This window comes from Croceibacterium soli (assembly GCF_009828065.1).
GTDB lineage: Bacteria > Pseudomonadota > Alphaproteobacteria > Sphingomonadales > Sphingomonadaceae > Croceibacterium_B > Croceibacterium_B soli.
This window is the reverse complement of the sequence record NZ_WTYK01000004.1, coordinates 291,927-307,508: the sequence shown is the minus strand read 5'-3', so window position 1 is coordinate 307,508 and position 15,582 is coordinate 291,927. Positions and strand designations below refer to the sequence as shown.

Genomic DNA, 15,582 nt, shown 5'->3' with positions numbered 1-15,582 from the left:
GGAGGTCGTTCGCCTCTCTCGTTCACGTGTGACGCTGCACTGCAACATTGGCAGGGGCAAGGGCAAATCACGGCGACAGCGTCACCCTGACATCCTTCTCCCTGAACTCGGCCATGCCGAACACGGTCATGAAGCTGACGTCGGCCGCGTCGCGCCCGACGCCGATCTTCACCATGTGCTCCGGATCGGCCATGCCGGTCGCGTCGACCAGGTGCCAGGCCCCGCCGCCAACGATCGTGTGATCGGCCAGGAACACCTCGGCCACGGCGTGGAAGTCCGGCGGCTCCACCCCAGGCGCATAGACGCTGACGTAGCGTGCCGGGATCGAGGCCGCGCGGGCGAGGGTGACCATGACATGCGTATAGTCCCGGCAGATGCCGCGCCGTTCCACGAAGCTGTCGAGCGCCGTGGTGTTCGAATTGCTGCTGCCCGGCTCGTAGGAGAAATTGCCCGCCACCCAGTCCCGCATGGCGGCAATCAGGGCGCCGCCTTCCAGGTCGGCGAACTCGGCGGTGACGAACGGATGGAACCGGGTCGCCGGACAATAGCGGGAATCGAACAGGTACTGCACCGTCTCACCGGGCAGCGCGTGCGGCTGCAGCCAGTCGAGCCCGGCAAGGTCCGGAAGCATGCGGCCCACAGACACTCGGGCGCGGTATTCGACCTCGTACACCCCTTCCGCCCGCAGCCACACGCGTTCGCCGATCCCGTCCTGCGCCGGCACGCGGACCAGCTTTTCCGCCGTGCTCAGCCGGCATTCGCTCGACAGGATCCGCTGCTCCGGGATCCTCGCCGCCTCGAACTGCAGGAGCACGTCGGTCGGTTCGGACAGCCCGAAGGAGAAGCTGGCGGCGATGTCGATGGGCATATCCGGGCCAACGTATACCGGCCCAGGTTGTTTCGCGCCCGCTATGTTTCGCGTCAGTCGCCGAGCGCGTGGGCGACGACGTGGCGCCTGTGCGGCCGCCGGCGGTGCTCGGCCAGGTAGATGCCCTGCCAGGTGCCCAGCATCATCCGGCCGTTCGCCACCGGGATCGTCAGGCTGTTGCCGGTGAGCATCGCCTTGATATGCGCCGGCATGTCGTCCGGCCCCTCGGAGTCGTGCTCGTAGCCTCCGCCCTCGGGCACCGCCTGGTCGAGCCAGCGCAGCAGGTCGCGCTGCACGGCCGGGGCCGCGTTCTCGTTGATCAGCAGCGAAGCGGAGGTGTGCTGGCAGAACAGCGTGACGAGGCCCGTACGAATTTCGGCCGAGCCCAGCCACTCCGCCACCTCATCGGTGATCTCGTGGAGGCCCCGCCCGGCGGTGTCGAACGTAAGAGTGGCAAGCGTCTGGTGCATCGCCACCCTATATAGGCAGGATGCCACAGCAGGGTGAACTGTTTGCTCCGCCTCCACCGGTCCCCGGCCTCCGGCTGGTGCGCGAGGCTGTGAGCGAGGCCGAGGAGGAGCGGCTCGCCGCCCTCATCGACGCCGCACCGCTCGCGCCGTTCCAGTTCGGCCAATGGGAAGGCAAGCGCCTCACGGTCAACTACGGCTCCGCCTACGATTACCAGCGCGCCCGCCCGACCGAAGCGCCGCCGCTGCCTGCCTGGCTGGCCGACTTGCGCACCCGCCTCGCGCCGCTGATGGACCGCGCGCCCGAGGATTTCGTCCAGGGCCTGCTGATCCGCTACGATCCGGGCGCCGGCATCGGCTGGCACCGCGACCGTCCGCAGTACGGCGAAGTCCTCGGCCTTTCGCTATCGGCACCGGCGATGCTCCGCCTGCGGCGGCGCACCGAAGCCGGCTTCGACCGCCGCACCGTCGAACTCCCGCCCCGCTCGCTCTACCTCCTGTCCGGCGAAGCCCGCCATGACTGGGAGCACTCCATCACCCCGATGGAAGTCACCCGCCGCTCGATCACACTGCGGACGATGGCGGGGCCCGCCCCTCCTCTTCAGAGGAGGGGCAGCGAGACTTGGTGAGCCGAAGGCGAACCTAGTCGCAGCGGGGTGGTGCTGCGGTTGGCGAGACGTCGCACTGCGCCTCCACCACCCCCAACCCCCTTCTCTGAAGAGGAGGGGGCTTTGGCTCAGCCAAACTCGTCACCCCGGCGAACGCCGGGGTCCATCGGGCCTCAGGCACAACAGGTGCGATGGATTCCGGCCTTCGCCGGAATGACGAAGATGCTAGCAACGCATCAATCCGCGCCGTCGATCGTCACTTCGCTCACCCGCCCGCCGGCCGGCGCGGTCACTCCGCCGGCGATGTAAGCCTCGAGCGCATCGATATCCGCCCCGCCTTCCGCGACCGGCCGCGCTTCGGCGAAGACGGTGAAGCCGTCGCCGCCGCTGGCGAGGAAGTTGTTGACCGTCACCCGGTAGCGCCGCTCCGGCTCGATCGCCTGGCCGTGCAGCGTCATGGCCACGATCCGCTCTCCCGGCGCTCTCGTGCGGTCGAACGCGAAGCTGAACCCTTCGGAGGGGATCAGCAGCGACTGGCGGATCTCTGCCGGCTGGCTGCCGGTGAATTGCTGTTCCAGGAGCTGCCCGATCTCCCTGCCGGTCATCTCCAGCACCACCAGCGTGTTGCCGAACGGCTGCAGCGCGAAAAGCTGCCCGTAGGTGACGCTGCCGTCCGCCCCCGGCTGGAACCGCGTGCGAACTCCGCCGGAGTTGATGAACGAGATCTCCGCGCGGCCTGCCTGCGGGCCGCGCGTCGCCGCAAGCTGCGCGTCGGCGATCAGGTTGCCGACCGGCGTGTCCAATCCACCGCCAGGTGCCTCCAGCGAACCTTCGATCCGCCCTGCCACGCGCGCCGCGATCGGCGCCGTCGCTCCGACATAGCGCTCCACGATCGCGGCGACCGCCGGGTCCTCGCCCGCTTCGGCGCGCACCGGCACGTTCTCGGCCTTGAGGCTCACCACCCGGTCCCTCTGCGGATCGACCGTCATGGCAATCCGCGTCACGAAAGAGCCGTAGCGGCCCGCGCTCGTCAGCAGGCGCTTCGATCCGTCCGCCGCGTCCAGTTCGCACACGTAAGCCGCATGCGTATGGCCGGAGACGACCAGACCGATCGCCGGGTCGAGCCGGTCGAGGATCGGCAGGATATCGCCCGACAGGCCGGGGCAGGCCGCCAGGTTGAAGTACGGCTCCACAGATCCGCCCTGGTGGATCAGCAGCACCACCGCGTCCGCTCCCGCAGCCCTGAGCTCCGCCGCCAGCGCATTGGCCGTGCCGGCTTCGTCGGCGAAGCGGTAGCCGGCGGTTCCGGCGGGGGAGACCAGTTCGGCGGTCTCCTTCAGGGTCAGGCCGATGAAGCCGATCCTCGCGCCGCCGAAATCGTGCACGGCGGTGCCGGGGAAGAAGCTGCGCCCCTCCTCGTCGAGGACGTTGCCCGCGAGATAGTCGAACCCGGCGCCGGCGAAGGGTTCGAGAGCGCAGGGCTGGCGTGCCGTGTGGGCCTCGCAGCCGCCTTCCTGGACCCGACGCAGCTCCGCCGTCCCGCGGTCGAACTCGTGATTGCCCACTGCGGCGATGTCGAGGCCCATCGCGCTCAGCGCCGCGATGGCAGGCTCGTCGAGAAAATAGGCCGAAGCCAGCGGGCTGGCGCCGATCAGGTCGCCGGCGGCCACGGTCACCGTGTGCGATTGACCTTCGCGCAGGCGAGCGAGCGTTGCCGCCAGCCGGGCCGCTCCGCCGAGCGGGGCCTGCTCCATGCCGCTGGGCGTTGCGTATGCCACCGCGCCGGTGGGCGCTTCGATCGTGCCGTGGAAATCGTTGAGCGCGAGGATCTGGACCGCGACAGGCGCGGCCGGGGCAAGCGGCTCCACTCGGTCGGCCGCGCATCCGCCGAGCGCCAGGAGCGCCAGCGCACCCGCGCAACCCTTCCGAACAACTCCTCTCCTCCGTTCGTGGTGAGCCTGTCGAACCACGCGAGGCCCGGCGCTACCGTCCTTCGACAAGCTCAGGACGAACGGCAGGGCCTTAGGAAGCTCCCTCCACCGTTCGTGGTGAGCCTGTCGAACCACGCGAGGCCCGGCGCTACCGTTCTCCGACAAGCTCAGGACGAACGGAACGTAGGAGGCCAGAAGGGCTGCGGGCCGCATGAATCTACTCCTAGCGCAGAAAAAAGAAGTAGCAGCGGCGGCACCCCCCAGTGCCGCCGCTGCCGGAGCGGCTTAGAAGCCGACGATCAGCGACACGCTGCCGGCGCGCGGTGCGCCGATCTGCGCGAACGGCGTGCCGGTCAGCCCGCCGCCGAACCCGCCGACGTAGAAGGTGTCGAACAGGTTGGTCAGGTTGGCCTGCAGCGCCACCGTCCCGCCGGTCGGCAGTTCGGTAACGTTCCACCGCACGTCGAGATCGACCAGCGTGTAGCCGTCCACTTCCACGTCGTTCAGGTCGGTGGTGAACCGCTTGCCGGTGTGCTTGGCCTGGGCGCCGAGCTCGACCGGCCCGAGGCGGACTTGCCCGCGGGCGCCGAAGGTCAGGTCCGGAGTGCCGCTTTCACGGTTGCCCGCGGTGTCGAGGAACACCGGGTTGCCCGCCGCGTCCACGCCGCTCTGCACGTTGTCCTTGATCTCGGACTCGTTGAGCGATCCAAACACGTAGAGCATCGTGTTGCGCGTCGGCTGCCAGGCAACCGAAGCGTCCAGGCCGTACTTGTCCACCTGGCCGAGGTTGCGGAAGACGGAGCGCTCCAGCACCGGATCGTAGGCCGAGGCAAGACGGTTTTCGTACCGGGTGAACCAGCCGGCGACTTGCGCCTGCAGGGTTCCCGACTTGAAGCGCAGCCCCGCATCGAAGCTGTCCGTCGTCTCAGGCGCCGGACGGGCTTCCTCCACGTCCGGGAAGAACAGCGAGTTGTACAGCGGGTCCGTTCCGGGGACGGACAGGCCTTTGGAGTAGTTCGCAAACACCGATGCGTTGCCCGTGACGTCGAACACCAGCCCGGCGCTGGGGAGGAGCTTGTCGTACTCGTATTCCCGCGTCAGCGGCAGGACCGCCGAGGGGTTTCCTGCTTCGTAGGCAGCGGCATCCTCTGGCCGGATGCAGTCGACGAAGCCGCGGTCGGACGTGGTGTAGCAGTTCTGCGTCAGCTCGCGGGTGAAGAACGGCGCCCGCAGGCCGATTGTCGTGACAAGGCGATCGTCCATGAAGCTGCCGCGATACTCGCCCGACACCTGGTGCAGGATCGCGTAGGACTGGCGGTCACGCTTCTGCAGCGTGGTTCCGTTCACGTCCACCAGCGGATCGTCGATCGGGAAGACGTCGAACGGCTCGCCGTCGTCCTGCAGCAGGCCCACCTGCCCGGTCTGGCGGTGATTGGCGCGGTCCCAGGTATAGGCCAGGCGCACCCGGTTCTGGTCGTTGATCGCATAGCTCAGCGATGAGATCACGCCGTAGCGGTGGGTCCGGGTGTGGCTCGGCGCCACCAGGGTGACCCGGTCGAGCATATCACCGTCGCCGTTGAGATCGGCGCCGACGTAAGGGGCGCCACCGATGTAGCCGAACAGCGGCGTCGTCGCTCCGGTGAAGCTGGCCGACTGGCAACGGCCCGCGGCGAAGCGGCAGGCATATTCCTGTCCGGTAACGGTGCCGCCGCCGTTCGCCTTCACATACTGGTAGCTCGGGTCGACCGTGAGGACGAGGCCGTCGGCCAGGGTGAAGCGCGACGACGCGCGAATGTTGCCGGTGTCCGAGGGGTTGTAGCGGCGGTCGAATTCGGTTCCGCAGCTATTGGCCGCATCCGCTGCGCCCGCCACGCCTTCGGCCAGCTCGCAAGGGTAGTTGATGTCATAGAACCGAGCGGTCTTGTCGCCGTCCTCGATCATGTCGATCAGCGTGGTGACCGGGAACGATCCGAAGAAGTTGTTGCGGTTCTCGTTGTAGTGGCCCGCCACGGAGACGAAATCGCCGTTGCCGCCGATCTCCTGCAGGATGCGGCCGTTGAACTGCTTCTTCTCGACCTCGCCGTAGTTGTTGAACGGGTTCTCGTAGGTCGTGTAGCTGCCCGAGAGGAAGGCGGTCGTGCCCATGCCGGTGATGTCGCCGGAATCGACCATGCCGAAGATCCGGTAGTACGGGCGGTCTCCCGCGCCATCGGACAGGATGTTGCCGTAGCTGGCCGTCGCGGTGATGCCCGGGATGTCCGACGGGCGGCGGGTGCGCAGGTTGATCGTGCCGCCGGTGGCCGAAGCGGTCGGGCTGTCGATGTCGGTCACGCCCAGGTTGACGTTCACCTCCTCGAGGATTTCGCTGTCGACCTGCTGGTTGGTGTAGAGCGCGTAGTTGCCGGAATCGTTCAGCGGCAGGCCGTCGAGCGTCTGCGACACGCGGTCCGACGCGAAGCCGCGGATGGTGAAGGATCCGCCGCCGGAGCCCCACGGGTCGTTGTTCTGAAAGCTGACGCCGGGCACCAGGTTGACGCTGTCGTTGATTGTCTGGCCGGGGCGCTGGCGGCGGATGATCTCCTGGTCGAGGACCTGCTTGGCCTTGGCCGTATCGGGAAGCTCGACGCCGCCGATGCCGCGCTCGAAAGCGCCGGTCACGACGATCTCGTTCTCCTCGAACTCGACCGAGCCGGTCGACTGCGCCGTTGCGGGCGCTGCGAACATGGATGCGGCCGACAGCCCGAACGTGCTGGCGGCGGCAAGATACTTCAGTCTCATGGGGGTTCCCTCCGGTTGTTCCCTTGTGTCCGAGCGGGCCGATAGGAGCGGCTGGAGACAGGCTCGCGACGGTTCCGTGACGATCCGGTGAAACATGCAATCGGACCATGAACCGCTATTGATAATTATTCGCAGCCGCGATAGGGCCCCCCGAAAATAGGGAGGTCCAATGTCCATTCGCTCTAATCTGCTTGTCGCCGCCGCTTCGCTCGCCATCGCCACCCCGACGCTGGCGCAGGATGGGAGCGGAACCCGGCCAGCAGACGGCGCAACGCCGATCGTCGTCACTGCCGCGCGCACCCAGCTCCCCGCCACGGCTCTGCCGATGGCGACCGACGTGATCGATGCCGAGGCGCTCGAACGGCAGGTGCAGATTTCGGGCTCCACCGTGGACGCGGTCTCGGCGCTGCTGCCGTCGTTCTCGCCGACGCGTGAGAAACTCTCCGGCGCCGGGGAGAGCCTTCGCGGCCGTTCGCCGCTTTACGCGATCAACGGGATCGCCCAGTCGACTCCGGTCCGTGACGGTTCGCGGGACGGGTACACGATCGATCCGTTCTTCATCGACCGGGTGGAGGTGATCTACGGCTCCAATGCGCTCCAGGGCATCGGCGGCACCGGGGGCGTGGTGAACCAGGTCACGGTCGGCGCTCCCGCGCGCGACGGAGTCTCCGTACGCACGCTGCTGCAGGGCACTGTGGCCCAGGGCTTCGACGGAGAAGCCCTCGGCGGCAAGGCCGGCGCGCTCGTCGGCTACCGCGCCGGGGCCTTCGACATAAGCGTCGGCGGCACGTTCGAGCGCCGCGGCGCCTTCCTCGACGGCCATGAGAACCGCATCGGCGTCGACGGCACGCAAGGCGAAGTGCAGGACAGCGATTCTTGGTCGGTCTTCGGCCGCTTCGGCTACCAGCTCTCCGGTAGCGCCCGGCTCGAGGTCGTCGCCAACCGCTTCGAGCTCGAAGGCAACGGCAACTACGAGCTCGTTCGCGGCAACCGGACGTTGGGCATTCCCGCCAGCAGCAGGCCGGGCCGGCAGCCCGGCGACTTGCCGTCGAACCGCGCCGAGCTGCTCTCCGCCTCCCTGGTGGATGACGACCTCGCCGGCGGCACTCTGAACGCCCAGGCATTCTTCAGCCGCACCAACGATGTCTTCGGTGGCGGAACCTTCGCCACCTTCCAGGATCCGGCGATCGACCCCACCGGCGCCCTGTTCGACCAGTCGGCCAACCGCTCGCGCAAGATCGGCGGCAAGCTCTCCTACGAGCGCGAGGTCCTGAGCGACCTGTTCCTCACCGGCGGGTTCGATGCCCTGTACGACCGCACGAAGCAGTCGCTCGTCCAGACGGATCGCGACTGGGTGCCGCAAACCGATTTCCGCAGCCTCGCGCCCTTCGCCCAGGCCAACCTCGGTCTGCTGAACGGGGTCGTCCGTCTCGCCGGCGGCGCCCGCTGGGAGAACGTCCAGCTCAAGGTCCGCGATTACGAGACCCTGGCCTTCTACGGCGCCACCAATCCCGCCAATGTCGCGACGTACAAGCCGGTCTTCGTCTCCGGCGGCAGCCCGAGCTTCGACAAGCTGCTGCTCAACGGCGGCATAGTGATCGAGCCGATGAAGGGCCTGCGCGCTTACGGGTCCTACGCCGAAGGCTACACCATCGCCGACGTCGGGCGTATCCTGCGCGCGATCGAGGACGAAGGTGTCGATATCGACGATTATATCGCGCTCGAGCCGGTCATCTCCAACAACCGCGAACTGGGCCTGGAGTGGGACCGCGGCCCGATCAGCGCCTCGGCCGGCTACTTCTGGTCGTCCAGCGATCTCGGGTCGCTGCTGGTCGAAGGCGCGGACGGCATCTTCAGCGTCGCGCGCGAGCCGATCGAGATCGAAGGGCTGGAGGCGAGCCTCGCCTGGCGCACTCCGCTGCCCGGCCTCACGCTCAGCGGCGGCTATGCCCAGGTGGAGGGCCAGACCGACAGCAACGATGCCGACGAACTGGTCAACAACGACCTCGACGGTGCCAACATCTCGCCCGACCGTGCCAACTTCGCCGCCGACTTCACCCGCGGCCCGCTCAGCGCCCGCGTCCAGGCGCGAATGTATCTCGAACGCTCGTTCAACGATGCTGATACGCGGACCGACTTCGAGGGCTACACCCTGTTCGACGCCTATCTCGCCCTTCGCACGGGCCTCGGCGAATTCGCTCTCGCGGCGCAGAACCTGACCGACGAGTACTACATCACCTACAACAGCGACACGGTGCGGATCACCGACAACGATCGCTTCTTCGCCGGGCGCGGGCGCACCGTCACCCTCAGCTGGCGCGGCGCTTTCTGATGAACCTGCTGGCTCTCCTCCACCGCTGGACCGGCGCCATCGCCGGGCTGCTGCTGGCCGTCATCGGCCTTAGCGGCACCGTGCTGGTGTGGGAGGAGAGCTGGATCGGCCTTCCCGGCGCAGGCGATGCGTTGGTCGCCGAACCGGCGGCCATCGGCGCTGCCGTCGCCGCTGCGCTCGCCGAGGATCGCTCGCTCACTCGGATCACCTTCGCCAACGAGGACCTGGGCCTGCACCAGGCGATCTATGCCGGCGGCGGCGGGGCCTATCTCGACCAAGCCGGCCGGGTGGTCGACCGCTGGGACAGCATGTGGGGCCGGCCGGAGCTCTGGCTGTTCGACCTTCACCACTATCTGTTTCTGGGCGAAGATGGCAAATATGTCACCGGCGTGCTCGGCCTCCTGCTGTTCGCTTTTGCCGTCACCGGACTGATCCTCTGGTGGCGCACGCGCCGCACCTTCAAGTTCCGCCTCTGGCCGGCACGCATGACCCGCCCTGCGATCGTCCGCCAGCACCGGGACATCGGCGTCGTCGCCTCGCCGCTGCTGCTTCTGGCGGCGTTCACCGGGTCAATGATGATCTTCCCGGCCGTTTCCACCGCGCTGGTGTCGCCTTGGGCGGGGCCAGAGCGAGCCGAACCGATGCTTCCGACGGGCCTAGCCGCCCATGGTCCGCAGACCGACTGGAGCACGGTCATGACGAATGCTCAGGCTGCCTTCCCGGATGCGCTGCCCCGCCGCCTGATGCTGCCGGTAAAACCCGGCGAGCCGCTCGCGTTGCGGATGAAGCAGCCGTTCGAATGGACTCCCAACGGCCGCACCTACGTCTGGCTCGATCCCGCCACCGCGCAAGTCGTTGCCACGGACGATCCCGCCGCCGGAGACACCGCTTCGGCGATCGAGGAGAAGTACTACCCGCTCCACGCCGGCAAAGTCGGTGGGGTCCTCTGGCGCGTCGCGTTGACGTTCGGCGGCCTCGCGCTGGTGCTTCTCGGCACGCTCGCCGCCTGGAGCTTCTGGTTCCGCCGCAACCAGGGCCGCGCCGTGGCACGTCCGGTGCAGCCGGCGGTTTTGGAGCCGGCGGAGTAACTATGCCCACCCTTAGCCCCTCCCGCAAGCGGGAGGGGCTAGGGGTCAACTCTACTCCCGTTCGTGCTGAGCTTGTCGAAGCACCGCTTTTCCTCTGGTGCGGTGCTGGAGTGAAGTGCGGCCCTTCGACAAGCTCAGGGCGAACGGGGGGTGGGGCGAGTATGCCTGCAACTTAACCCAGCACCGTTCGTGCTGAGCCTGTCGAAGCATGTTCAGCCGATCACGCCGTAAAGGTCGTGCGCGTCGGCGTCCTCGATCAACGCGCTCGCGAAGTCGCCGGGTTGCAGCGTTGCGGGCACATTGCGCAGGAACACTTGGCCGTCGATCTCGGGCGCATCGGCCTGGCTGCGGGCGGTGGCGCCGATGTCGCCGTCCTCGTCCGGCTCGCCGACTTCGTCGACGATCACCGGCAGGGTGCGGCCGACTTTGGCTGTCAGCTTGGCGGCGCTGATCCGCTCGGTCACTTCCATGATCCGGGCGTAGCGTTCTTCCTTCACCGCTTCCGGCACGTGATCCGGGAGGGCGTTGGCCGCGGCGCCTTCGACAGGCTCGAAGCGGAACGCGCCGACCCGGTCGAGCTGGGCTTCCTCCAGCCAGTCGAGCAGGTAGCGGAAATCGTCCTCGGTCTCCCCGGGAAAGCCGACCACGAAGCTGGAGCGGATGGTGATGTCGGGCGCGATCGCGCGCCAGGACTTCAGCCGCTCGAGCACTTTGGCTTCGTTGGCCGGGCGCTTCATGGCGCGCAGCACTTTGGGGCTGGCGTGCTGAAACGGAATGTCGAGGTACGGCGTCAGCAGCCCCTCGGCCATCAGCGGGATGACCGCGTCGACGTGAGGGTAGGGATAGACGTAGTGCAGCCGCACCCACGGGGTCTCGCCGCCGGGCGTGCGCAACTGGCCGAGCTCGCGGGCGAGATCGGTCATATGCGCGCGGACGGGATGGTCCTTCCACATCCGCTCCTCGTGGCGGGTGTCGACGCCGTAGGCGGAAGTGTCCTGGCTGATGACCAGCAGCTCCTTCGTGCCCGCGGCGACGAGCTTCTCCGCCTCGCGCAGCACGGCATCGATGCGCCGGCTGGCGAGCTTCCCGCGCAAGGCGGGTATGATGCAGAAGGCGCAGGAGTGGTTGCAGCCCTCGGAAATCTTCAGGTAGCTGTAGTGCCGCGGCGTGAGCTTCACGTCGTCGGGCTGCGGGATCAGGTCGACGAACGGCCCCTGGGTCGGTGGTGCGGCCGTGTGGACGGCCTCTACCACCTGCTCGTACTGGTGCGCGCCGGTGACGGCGAGGACTTGGGGAAAGCGGGCGCGGATCGTCTCCGCCTCTTCGCCCATGCAGCCGGTCACGATCACGCGGCCGTTCTCGGCGATGGCTTCGCCGATGGCCTCGAGGCTCTCCTCCTTGGCCGAGTCGAGGAAGCCGCAAGTGTTGACCAGCACGACGTCCGCACCGTCGTAATCGGCGCTCATCGCGTAGCCGTCCGCGCGCAGCTTGGTCAGGATGCGCTCGGAATCGACGAGGTTCTTGGGACAGCCGAGGCTGACCATGCCGATCTTCTTCGCCTCCGGAATGGAGCGAACTGCGGGTGTCGAGATTGTCATGATTGACGGGCCCCCTACACTGAAAGCAGCGTTTCCGCTAGTCTCGCGTTGGGTCGCCGTAGGGGAGGGGATTATGGGCAATATCGATTGGCTTGCGGTGTTCCTGGGCGCGCTGGCGTTCTTCGTGGTCGGCGCCATCTGGTACACCGTGCTGTTCGGCAAGGCGTGGCAGAGCGCATCCGGCTTCGGCGAGGAGCAGCTCAAGACCGCCAACATGCCGCTGATCTACGGCCTGGCATTCCTGCTGGAGCTGCTGATCGCAACGACCCTAGCGCACCAGTACGCCATGACCGGCCCGAGCGATCGGGCCAAGATGATGATCGCGGTCGGCTATGGCGCGATGCTGATGGCCCCGGCGGTGGGGATCAACTACCTGTTCCTGCGCAAACCGCTGAAGCTCTTCCTGATCGATGCCGGGCACCTGATCGTCGGCATGGCGGCCATGGGCGCAGTGTTCGCGGCGCTCGACTGAGCGGCTAGCGGGTGAAGTCCTTCGCGGCGGTGTCGCTCGGCCTGATCTCCACGATCACGTCGCCTTCCTGCAGCTCGGAGGCTTCGTGCTCCCAGAAGCCGCAGGCGCCGCCGTTGCGATAAATGCGCAGGCCTTTGCCGCCGCTCGACAGTTCGCCGAGGGACTTGCCGATTTCTTCCGGACGCACCGGCCGCTCGACGAGCTGGACCCGCCCGTCGACAGAGGCGAGATCGGCCATGTAGTCGGCTACATGCGCTCCTTGCGCGCTCCCGGCCAGCAGCAGGCCGGTGAAGCGCACCGGATTGATGACGTTGTCGGCCCCGGCCTGCTTGGCGAGCAGTTCGTTGTCGACCGCCCGCACGACCACGCTGATCGGCACTTTGGGCGCGAGGTGGCGAACGGTCAGGACGATCAGGATCGAGGCGTCGTCGCGCCCGGCCGAGACCAGCACCGTCTTCGCCTGCGCGATCTGCACGGCCCTGAGGTTGTCGTCCCGGCTCGCGTCCGCTGCGATGATGTTGCAGCCTAGTTCCCCGGCCAGGGTCAGCCGCTCCTCGTCGGGATCCATCACGACGATGCACTCCGGATCGGTGCCCCGGGCGATCAGCTCGGCCACGGCCTCCGATCCCGAGACGCCGTAGCCCAGCACCACAATGTGGTCGGTAAGGTCTCTTTGAATGCGGGCCATGCGCCATTTCTCCCAGCTGCGCCTGATTACGAATGCATATGCCGTGCCGATGAAGATGACGAGCACGGCGACCCGGATCGGCGTGACGATGATCGCCTCGAACAATCGCGAGCGGTCCGAAATCGGCGCGATGTCGCCGAAGCCCGTGGTCGTGATCGAGATCATCGTGAAATAGACCACGTCGAGGAAGCTGACATGGCCGTCGGCGGAATCGACCAGCCCGTCGCGGTCCAGCCAATGGATCAGGACGACGACCGAGACGAGCGCCAAGGCCGCGCCGAGGCGAATGGCGATGTCGGCCCAAACCGGCACTTTGACCGCGCGGCGCAGGGGATTGAAGCGGCGCGCGCGGGTCGCTTCGGCTTTCTGCGCTGCATCCTTCCAGCGCGCCATGATCAATCGCCTCGGGCCGTCTCGAGATTCATTTGCGCATAGCTTTCAGCCAATGTGGCGATCGATGGATGATGCGTCAGGTCCAGTTGCAGCGGGGTTATCGAGACATAACCGTCGTCGACCGCCTCGAGATCCGTGCCGTGGTCGAGCGTGTGCTCGACGTCCTCCAAGCCGAACCAGTAGTAGCTCCGCCCGCGCGGGTCGGTCCCCTCGATCAGCGAGCCGCGCGAGTAGTCGTGGAAACCCTGCCGGGTCAGGCGGATGCCGCGCACGTCCTCGGCCGCGCGCGCCGGGAAGTTGACGTTGACCAGAGTGCGCGGCGCCATCGGCACGTCGAGCAGCGGCGCGAGCACCTGCTGCGCCCAGGCTTCGGCGGCGGAGAAGCCGTGGTCGCCGTCGCGGATCGCCTGGCTCATGGCCACGGCCTTGATGCCCGCGAGCGCACCTTCCATCGCTGCCGAGATCGTCCCCGAATAGGTGATGTCGTCGGCCAGGTTCTCGCCCGCGTTGATGCCCGAGATCACGAGATCGGGCTTGCGGTCGGTGAACAGCTTGCGGAGCGCCAGGTTGACCGCGTCGGTCGGCGTGCCGGTGACGGCGAAGCGCTTCTCCCCATGCTCGTGCAGCCGCACGGGCAAGTGCAGGGTCAGTGAATGGCCTGTGCCGGACTGCTCCTCGGTCGGAGCGCAGACCCAGACGTCGTCCGACAGCGTCCTGGCGATGCGCTCCAGCAGCGCCATGCCAGGGGCGTAGATGCCATCGTCGTTGGTTAGGAGGATTCTCACAGCGAAACACCTATCGCCGTTCGCCCTGAGCTTGTCGAAGGGCCATTGTTCCAGCGCGTTTCACGCGGCGAGAGAGGGCGGGGCTTCGACAAGCTCAGCCCGAACGGTTTTGAGTTGAGGTGAGCACTTCGACGCCGCCCATGTACCCGCGCAGCGCGGCAGGCACGGCGACCGAGCCGTCCTCCTGCTGGTAGTTCTCTAGCACCGCCACCAGCGTGCGCCCGACCGCCAGTCCGGAGCCGTTGAGGGTGTGGACGAACTCGGTCTTCTTGGCGCCTTCGGGGCGGTAGCGGGCGTTCATCCGCCGGGCTTGGTAATCGCCGCACCAGCTGACCGAGCTGATCTCGCGGTAGGCGCCCTGGCCGGGAAGCCAGACCTCGAGGTCGAACGTCCGCTTCGCCGTCGCGCCCATGTCGCCGGTGCACAGCAGCACCTTGCGATAGGGCAGCTCGAGCGCTTCGAGCACTAGCTCGGCCGAGCGGACCATGTGCGCGTGCTCGGCCTCGTGATCGTCCGGCCGGCAGACGGTGACCAGCTCGACCTTGGAGAACTGGTGCTGGCGGATGTAGCCGCGCGTATCCTTGCCCGCCGCGCCCGCTTCCGAGCGGAAGCATGGGGTGAGGGCGGTCAGGCGGATGGGCTGTGTCAGGTCCTCGAGAATGCGGTCGCGCACGGAATTGGTCAGGCTGACCTCGGCGGTGGGGATCAGCCAGCGGCCGTCGGTCGTCCGGAACAAGTCGTCGGCGAACTTGGGCAGCTGCCCGGTACCGAACGCGGCCTCGTCCCGCACCAGCAGCGGGGGGATGCATTCGGTGTAGCCGCGCTCGCCGGTCTGCAGGTCGAGCATGAACTGGCCGAGCGCGCGTTCGAGCCGCGCCATCTGCCCGCGCAGGAAGGTGAAGCGGGCGCCGGACATCGCCGAGCCGGTTTCGAACTCCAGCCCCAGCGGCGGGCCGAGGTCGGCGTGCTCCCGGGGCTCGAAAGCAAACTCTCGCTGCTCACCCCAGCGGGAGACTTCCCGGTTCTCGCTCTCGTCGGCGCCAAGCGGCACGTCTTCTGCTGGGAGATTGGGCAGGGCCGCCAGGACGCCGTCCAGTTCCTCCCCCAGCGCGCGCTCTTCGCTCTCGAGCGCCGGCAGCGCGGTCTTGAGCTCGGCCACTTCGGCCTTCAGCGCCTCGGCGGTGGCGGTGTCGCCTTTGCCCATTGCCGCGCCGATCGCTTTCGAGGCTTCGTTGCGCCGGCTTTGCGCCTCCTGCAGCCGCGTCGTGAGCGCGCGGCGGCGTTCGTCCAGCTCCACGATGCGGTCGGCGGCGGGCTCGGCTCCGCGCGCGGTCAGGCCGGCGTCGAAAGCTTGCGGGTTTTCGCGAATGAAGCGCAGATCGTGCATGGCGGGGGGCTATGCCTGTACGATGCGGCGGCTGCAAGCAGCCGAAAGGCAGCCCGGGCGCGTTGTCCAGCGAAGAGCGCAGCAGAGACAGCAGCGGGAACGAGGGTTGCCGCAAAGCGTCTGATTTGCAATGCGGCCTCAGGCGGGCCGCAAGACCGGCGCGAGATTATCTTAGCCGCCTGAGGGA

Annotated in this window: 12 protein-coding genes; 4 read left to right on the top strand and 8 right to left on the bottom strand. The window is 67.6% G+C overall.

Annotated features, from left to right (window positions below; genetic code table 11):
• Positions 1-67: 67 nt before the first annotated feature.
• Together GRI75_RS09155 and GRI75_RS09150 are read right to left on the bottom strand one after the other, a co-directional pair.
• Complete coding sequence (locus GRI75_RS09155; RefSeq protein WP_160746653.1) at positions 68-868, bottom strand: transglutaminase-like domain-containing protein; 801 nt, start codon at positions 866-868, stop codon at positions 68-70.
• 53 nt (positions 869-921) lie between these two features.
• Complete coding sequence (locus GRI75_RS09150) at positions 922-1,338, bottom strand: secondary thiamine-phosphate synthase enzyme YjbQ (protein ID WP_160746652.1); 417 nt, start codon at positions 1,336-1,338, stop codon at positions 922-924.
• A gap of 77 nt (positions 1,339-1,415) precedes the next feature.
• On the opposite strand from GRI75_RS09150, the gene GRI75_RS09145 reads away from it, so the two are divergent.
• On the top strand, positions 1,416-1,964 hold the full coding sequence (locus tag GRI75_RS09145; protein ID WP_328597956.1) for an alpha-ketoglutarate-dependent dioxygenase AlkB: 549 nt from the start codon (positions 1,416-1,418) through the stop codon (positions 1,962-1,964).
• A 215-nt stretch (positions 1,965-2,179) separates the two neighbouring features.
• On the opposite strand, the gene GRI75_RS09140 is transcribed toward GRI75_RS09145, so the two are convergent.
• Together GRI75_RS09140 and GRI75_RS09135 are read right to left on the bottom strand one after the other, a co-directional pair.
• Positions 2,180-3,811: a bifunctional metallophosphatase/5'-nucleotidase gene (locus tag GRI75_RS09140; protein WP_160746650.1), complete on the bottom strand. Its 1,632-nt coding sequence runs from the start codon at positions 3,809-3,811 to the stop codon at positions 2,180-2,182.
• A 348-nt stretch (positions 3,812-4,159) separates the two neighbouring features.
• The gene (locus GRI75_RS09135; RefSeq protein ID WP_160746649.1) at positions 4,160-6,652 is read right to left on the bottom strand and encodes a TonB-dependent receptor; all 2,493 of its coding nucleotides are present in this window, start codon (positions 6,650-6,652) and stop codon (positions 4,160-4,162) included.
• Positions 6,653-6,821: 169 nt separating this feature from the next.
• On the opposite strand from GRI75_RS09135, the gene GRI75_RS09130 reads away from it, so the two are divergent.
• Positions 6,822-8,984 (top strand): TonB-dependent receptor, encoded by a 2,163-nt coding sequence (locus GRI75_RS09130; protein ID WP_160746648.1) that lies wholly within the window; start codon positions 6,822-6,824, stop codon positions 8,982-8,984.
• Entirely contained in the window at positions 8,984-10,072 is a 1,089-nt protein-coding gene (locus tag GRI75_RS09125; protein ID WP_160746647.1) for a PepSY-associated TM helix domain-containing protein, read from the top strand. The genes GRI75_RS09130 and GRI75_RS09125 overlap by 1 nt, the downstream gene beginning before the upstream one ends.
• A gap of 212 nt (positions 10,073-10,284) precedes the next feature.
• Here the strand turns inward: GRI75_RS09125 and rimO are convergent, their stop codons facing one another.
• Positions 10,285-11,670: a 30S ribosomal protein S12 methylthiotransferase RimO gene (gene rimO / locus GRI75_RS09120; RefSeq protein WP_160746646.1), complete on the bottom strand. Its 1,386-nt coding sequence runs from the start codon at positions 11,668-11,670 to the stop codon at positions 10,285-10,287.
• Between the two features lie 73 nt (positions 11,671-11,743).
• On the opposite strand from rimO, the gene GRI75_RS09115 reads away from it, so the two are divergent.
• Positions 11,744-12,142, top strand: a complete 399-nt coding sequence (locus tag GRI75_RS09115) for a DUF1761 domain-containing protein (RefSeq protein ID WP_160746645.1) — start codon at positions 11,744-11,746, stop codon at positions 12,140-12,142.
• Between the two features lie 4 nt (positions 12,143-12,146).
• Here the strand turns inward: GRI75_RS09115 and GRI75_RS09110 are convergent, their stop codons facing one another.
• The 3 genes from GRI75_RS09110 to serS all read right to left on the bottom strand — a co-directional run bounded on the left by GRI75_RS09110 (position 12,147) and on the right by serS (position 15,395).
• The gene (locus GRI75_RS09110; protein ID WP_160746644.1) at positions 12,147-13,223 is read right to left on the bottom strand and encodes a potassium channel family protein; all 1,077 of its coding nucleotides are present in this window, start codon (positions 13,221-13,223) and stop codon (positions 12,147-12,149) included.
• Between the two features lie 2 nt (positions 13,224-13,225).
• Positions 13,226-14,008, bottom strand: a complete 783-nt coding sequence (gene surE / locus GRI75_RS09105) for a 5'/3'-nucleotidase SurE (RefSeq protein WP_160746643.1) — start codon at positions 14,006-14,008, stop codon at positions 13,226-13,228.
• Between the two features lie 94 nt (positions 14,009-14,102).
• Positions 14,103-15,395, bottom strand: a complete 1,293-nt coding sequence (serS, locus tag GRI75_RS09100; RefSeq protein WP_160746642.1) for a serine--tRNA ligase — start codon at positions 15,393-15,395, stop codon at positions 14,103-14,105.
• Between the last annotated feature and the right edge of the window lie 187 nt (positions 15,396-15,582).

Bases quoted from the DNA above. Each gene is read 5' to 3' on its own strand.
- GRI75_RS09135 (WP_160746649.1), bottom strand. From the start codon at position 6,652: ATGAGACTGAAGTATCTTGCCGCCGCCAGCACGTTCGGGCTGTCGGCC.
- GRI75_RS09150 (WP_160746652.1), bottom strand. From the start codon at position 1,338: ATGCACCAGACGCTTGCCACTCTTACGTTCGACACCGCCGGGCGGGGC.
- GRI75_RS09125 (WP_160746647.1), top strand. From the start codon at position 8,984: ATGAACCTGCTGGCTCTCCTCCACCGCTGGACCGGCGCCATCGCCGGG.
- GRI75_RS09130 (WP_160746648.1), top strand. From the start codon at position 6,822: ATGTCCATTCGCTCTAATCTGCTTGTCGCCGCCGCTTCGCTCGCCATC.
- serS (WP_160746642.1), bottom strand. From the start codon at position 15,395: ATGCACGATCTGCGCTTCATTCGCGAAAACCCGCAAGCTTTCGACGCC.
- GRI75_RS09110 (WP_160746644.1), bottom strand. From the start codon at position 13,223: ATGGCGCGCTGGAAGGATGCAGCGCAGAAAGCCGAAGCGACCCGCGCG.
- rimO (WP_160746646.1), bottom strand. From the start codon at position 11,670: ATGACAATCTCGACACCCGCAGTTCGCTCCATTCCGGAGGCGAAGAAG.
- GRI75_RS09115 (WP_160746645.1), top strand. From the start codon at position 11,744: ATGGGCAATATCGATTGGCTTGCGGTGTTCCTGGGCGCGCTGGCGTTC.
- GRI75_RS09155 (WP_160746653.1), bottom strand. From the start codon at position 868: ATGCCCATCGACATCGCCGCCAGCTTCTCCTTCGGGCTGTCCGAACCG.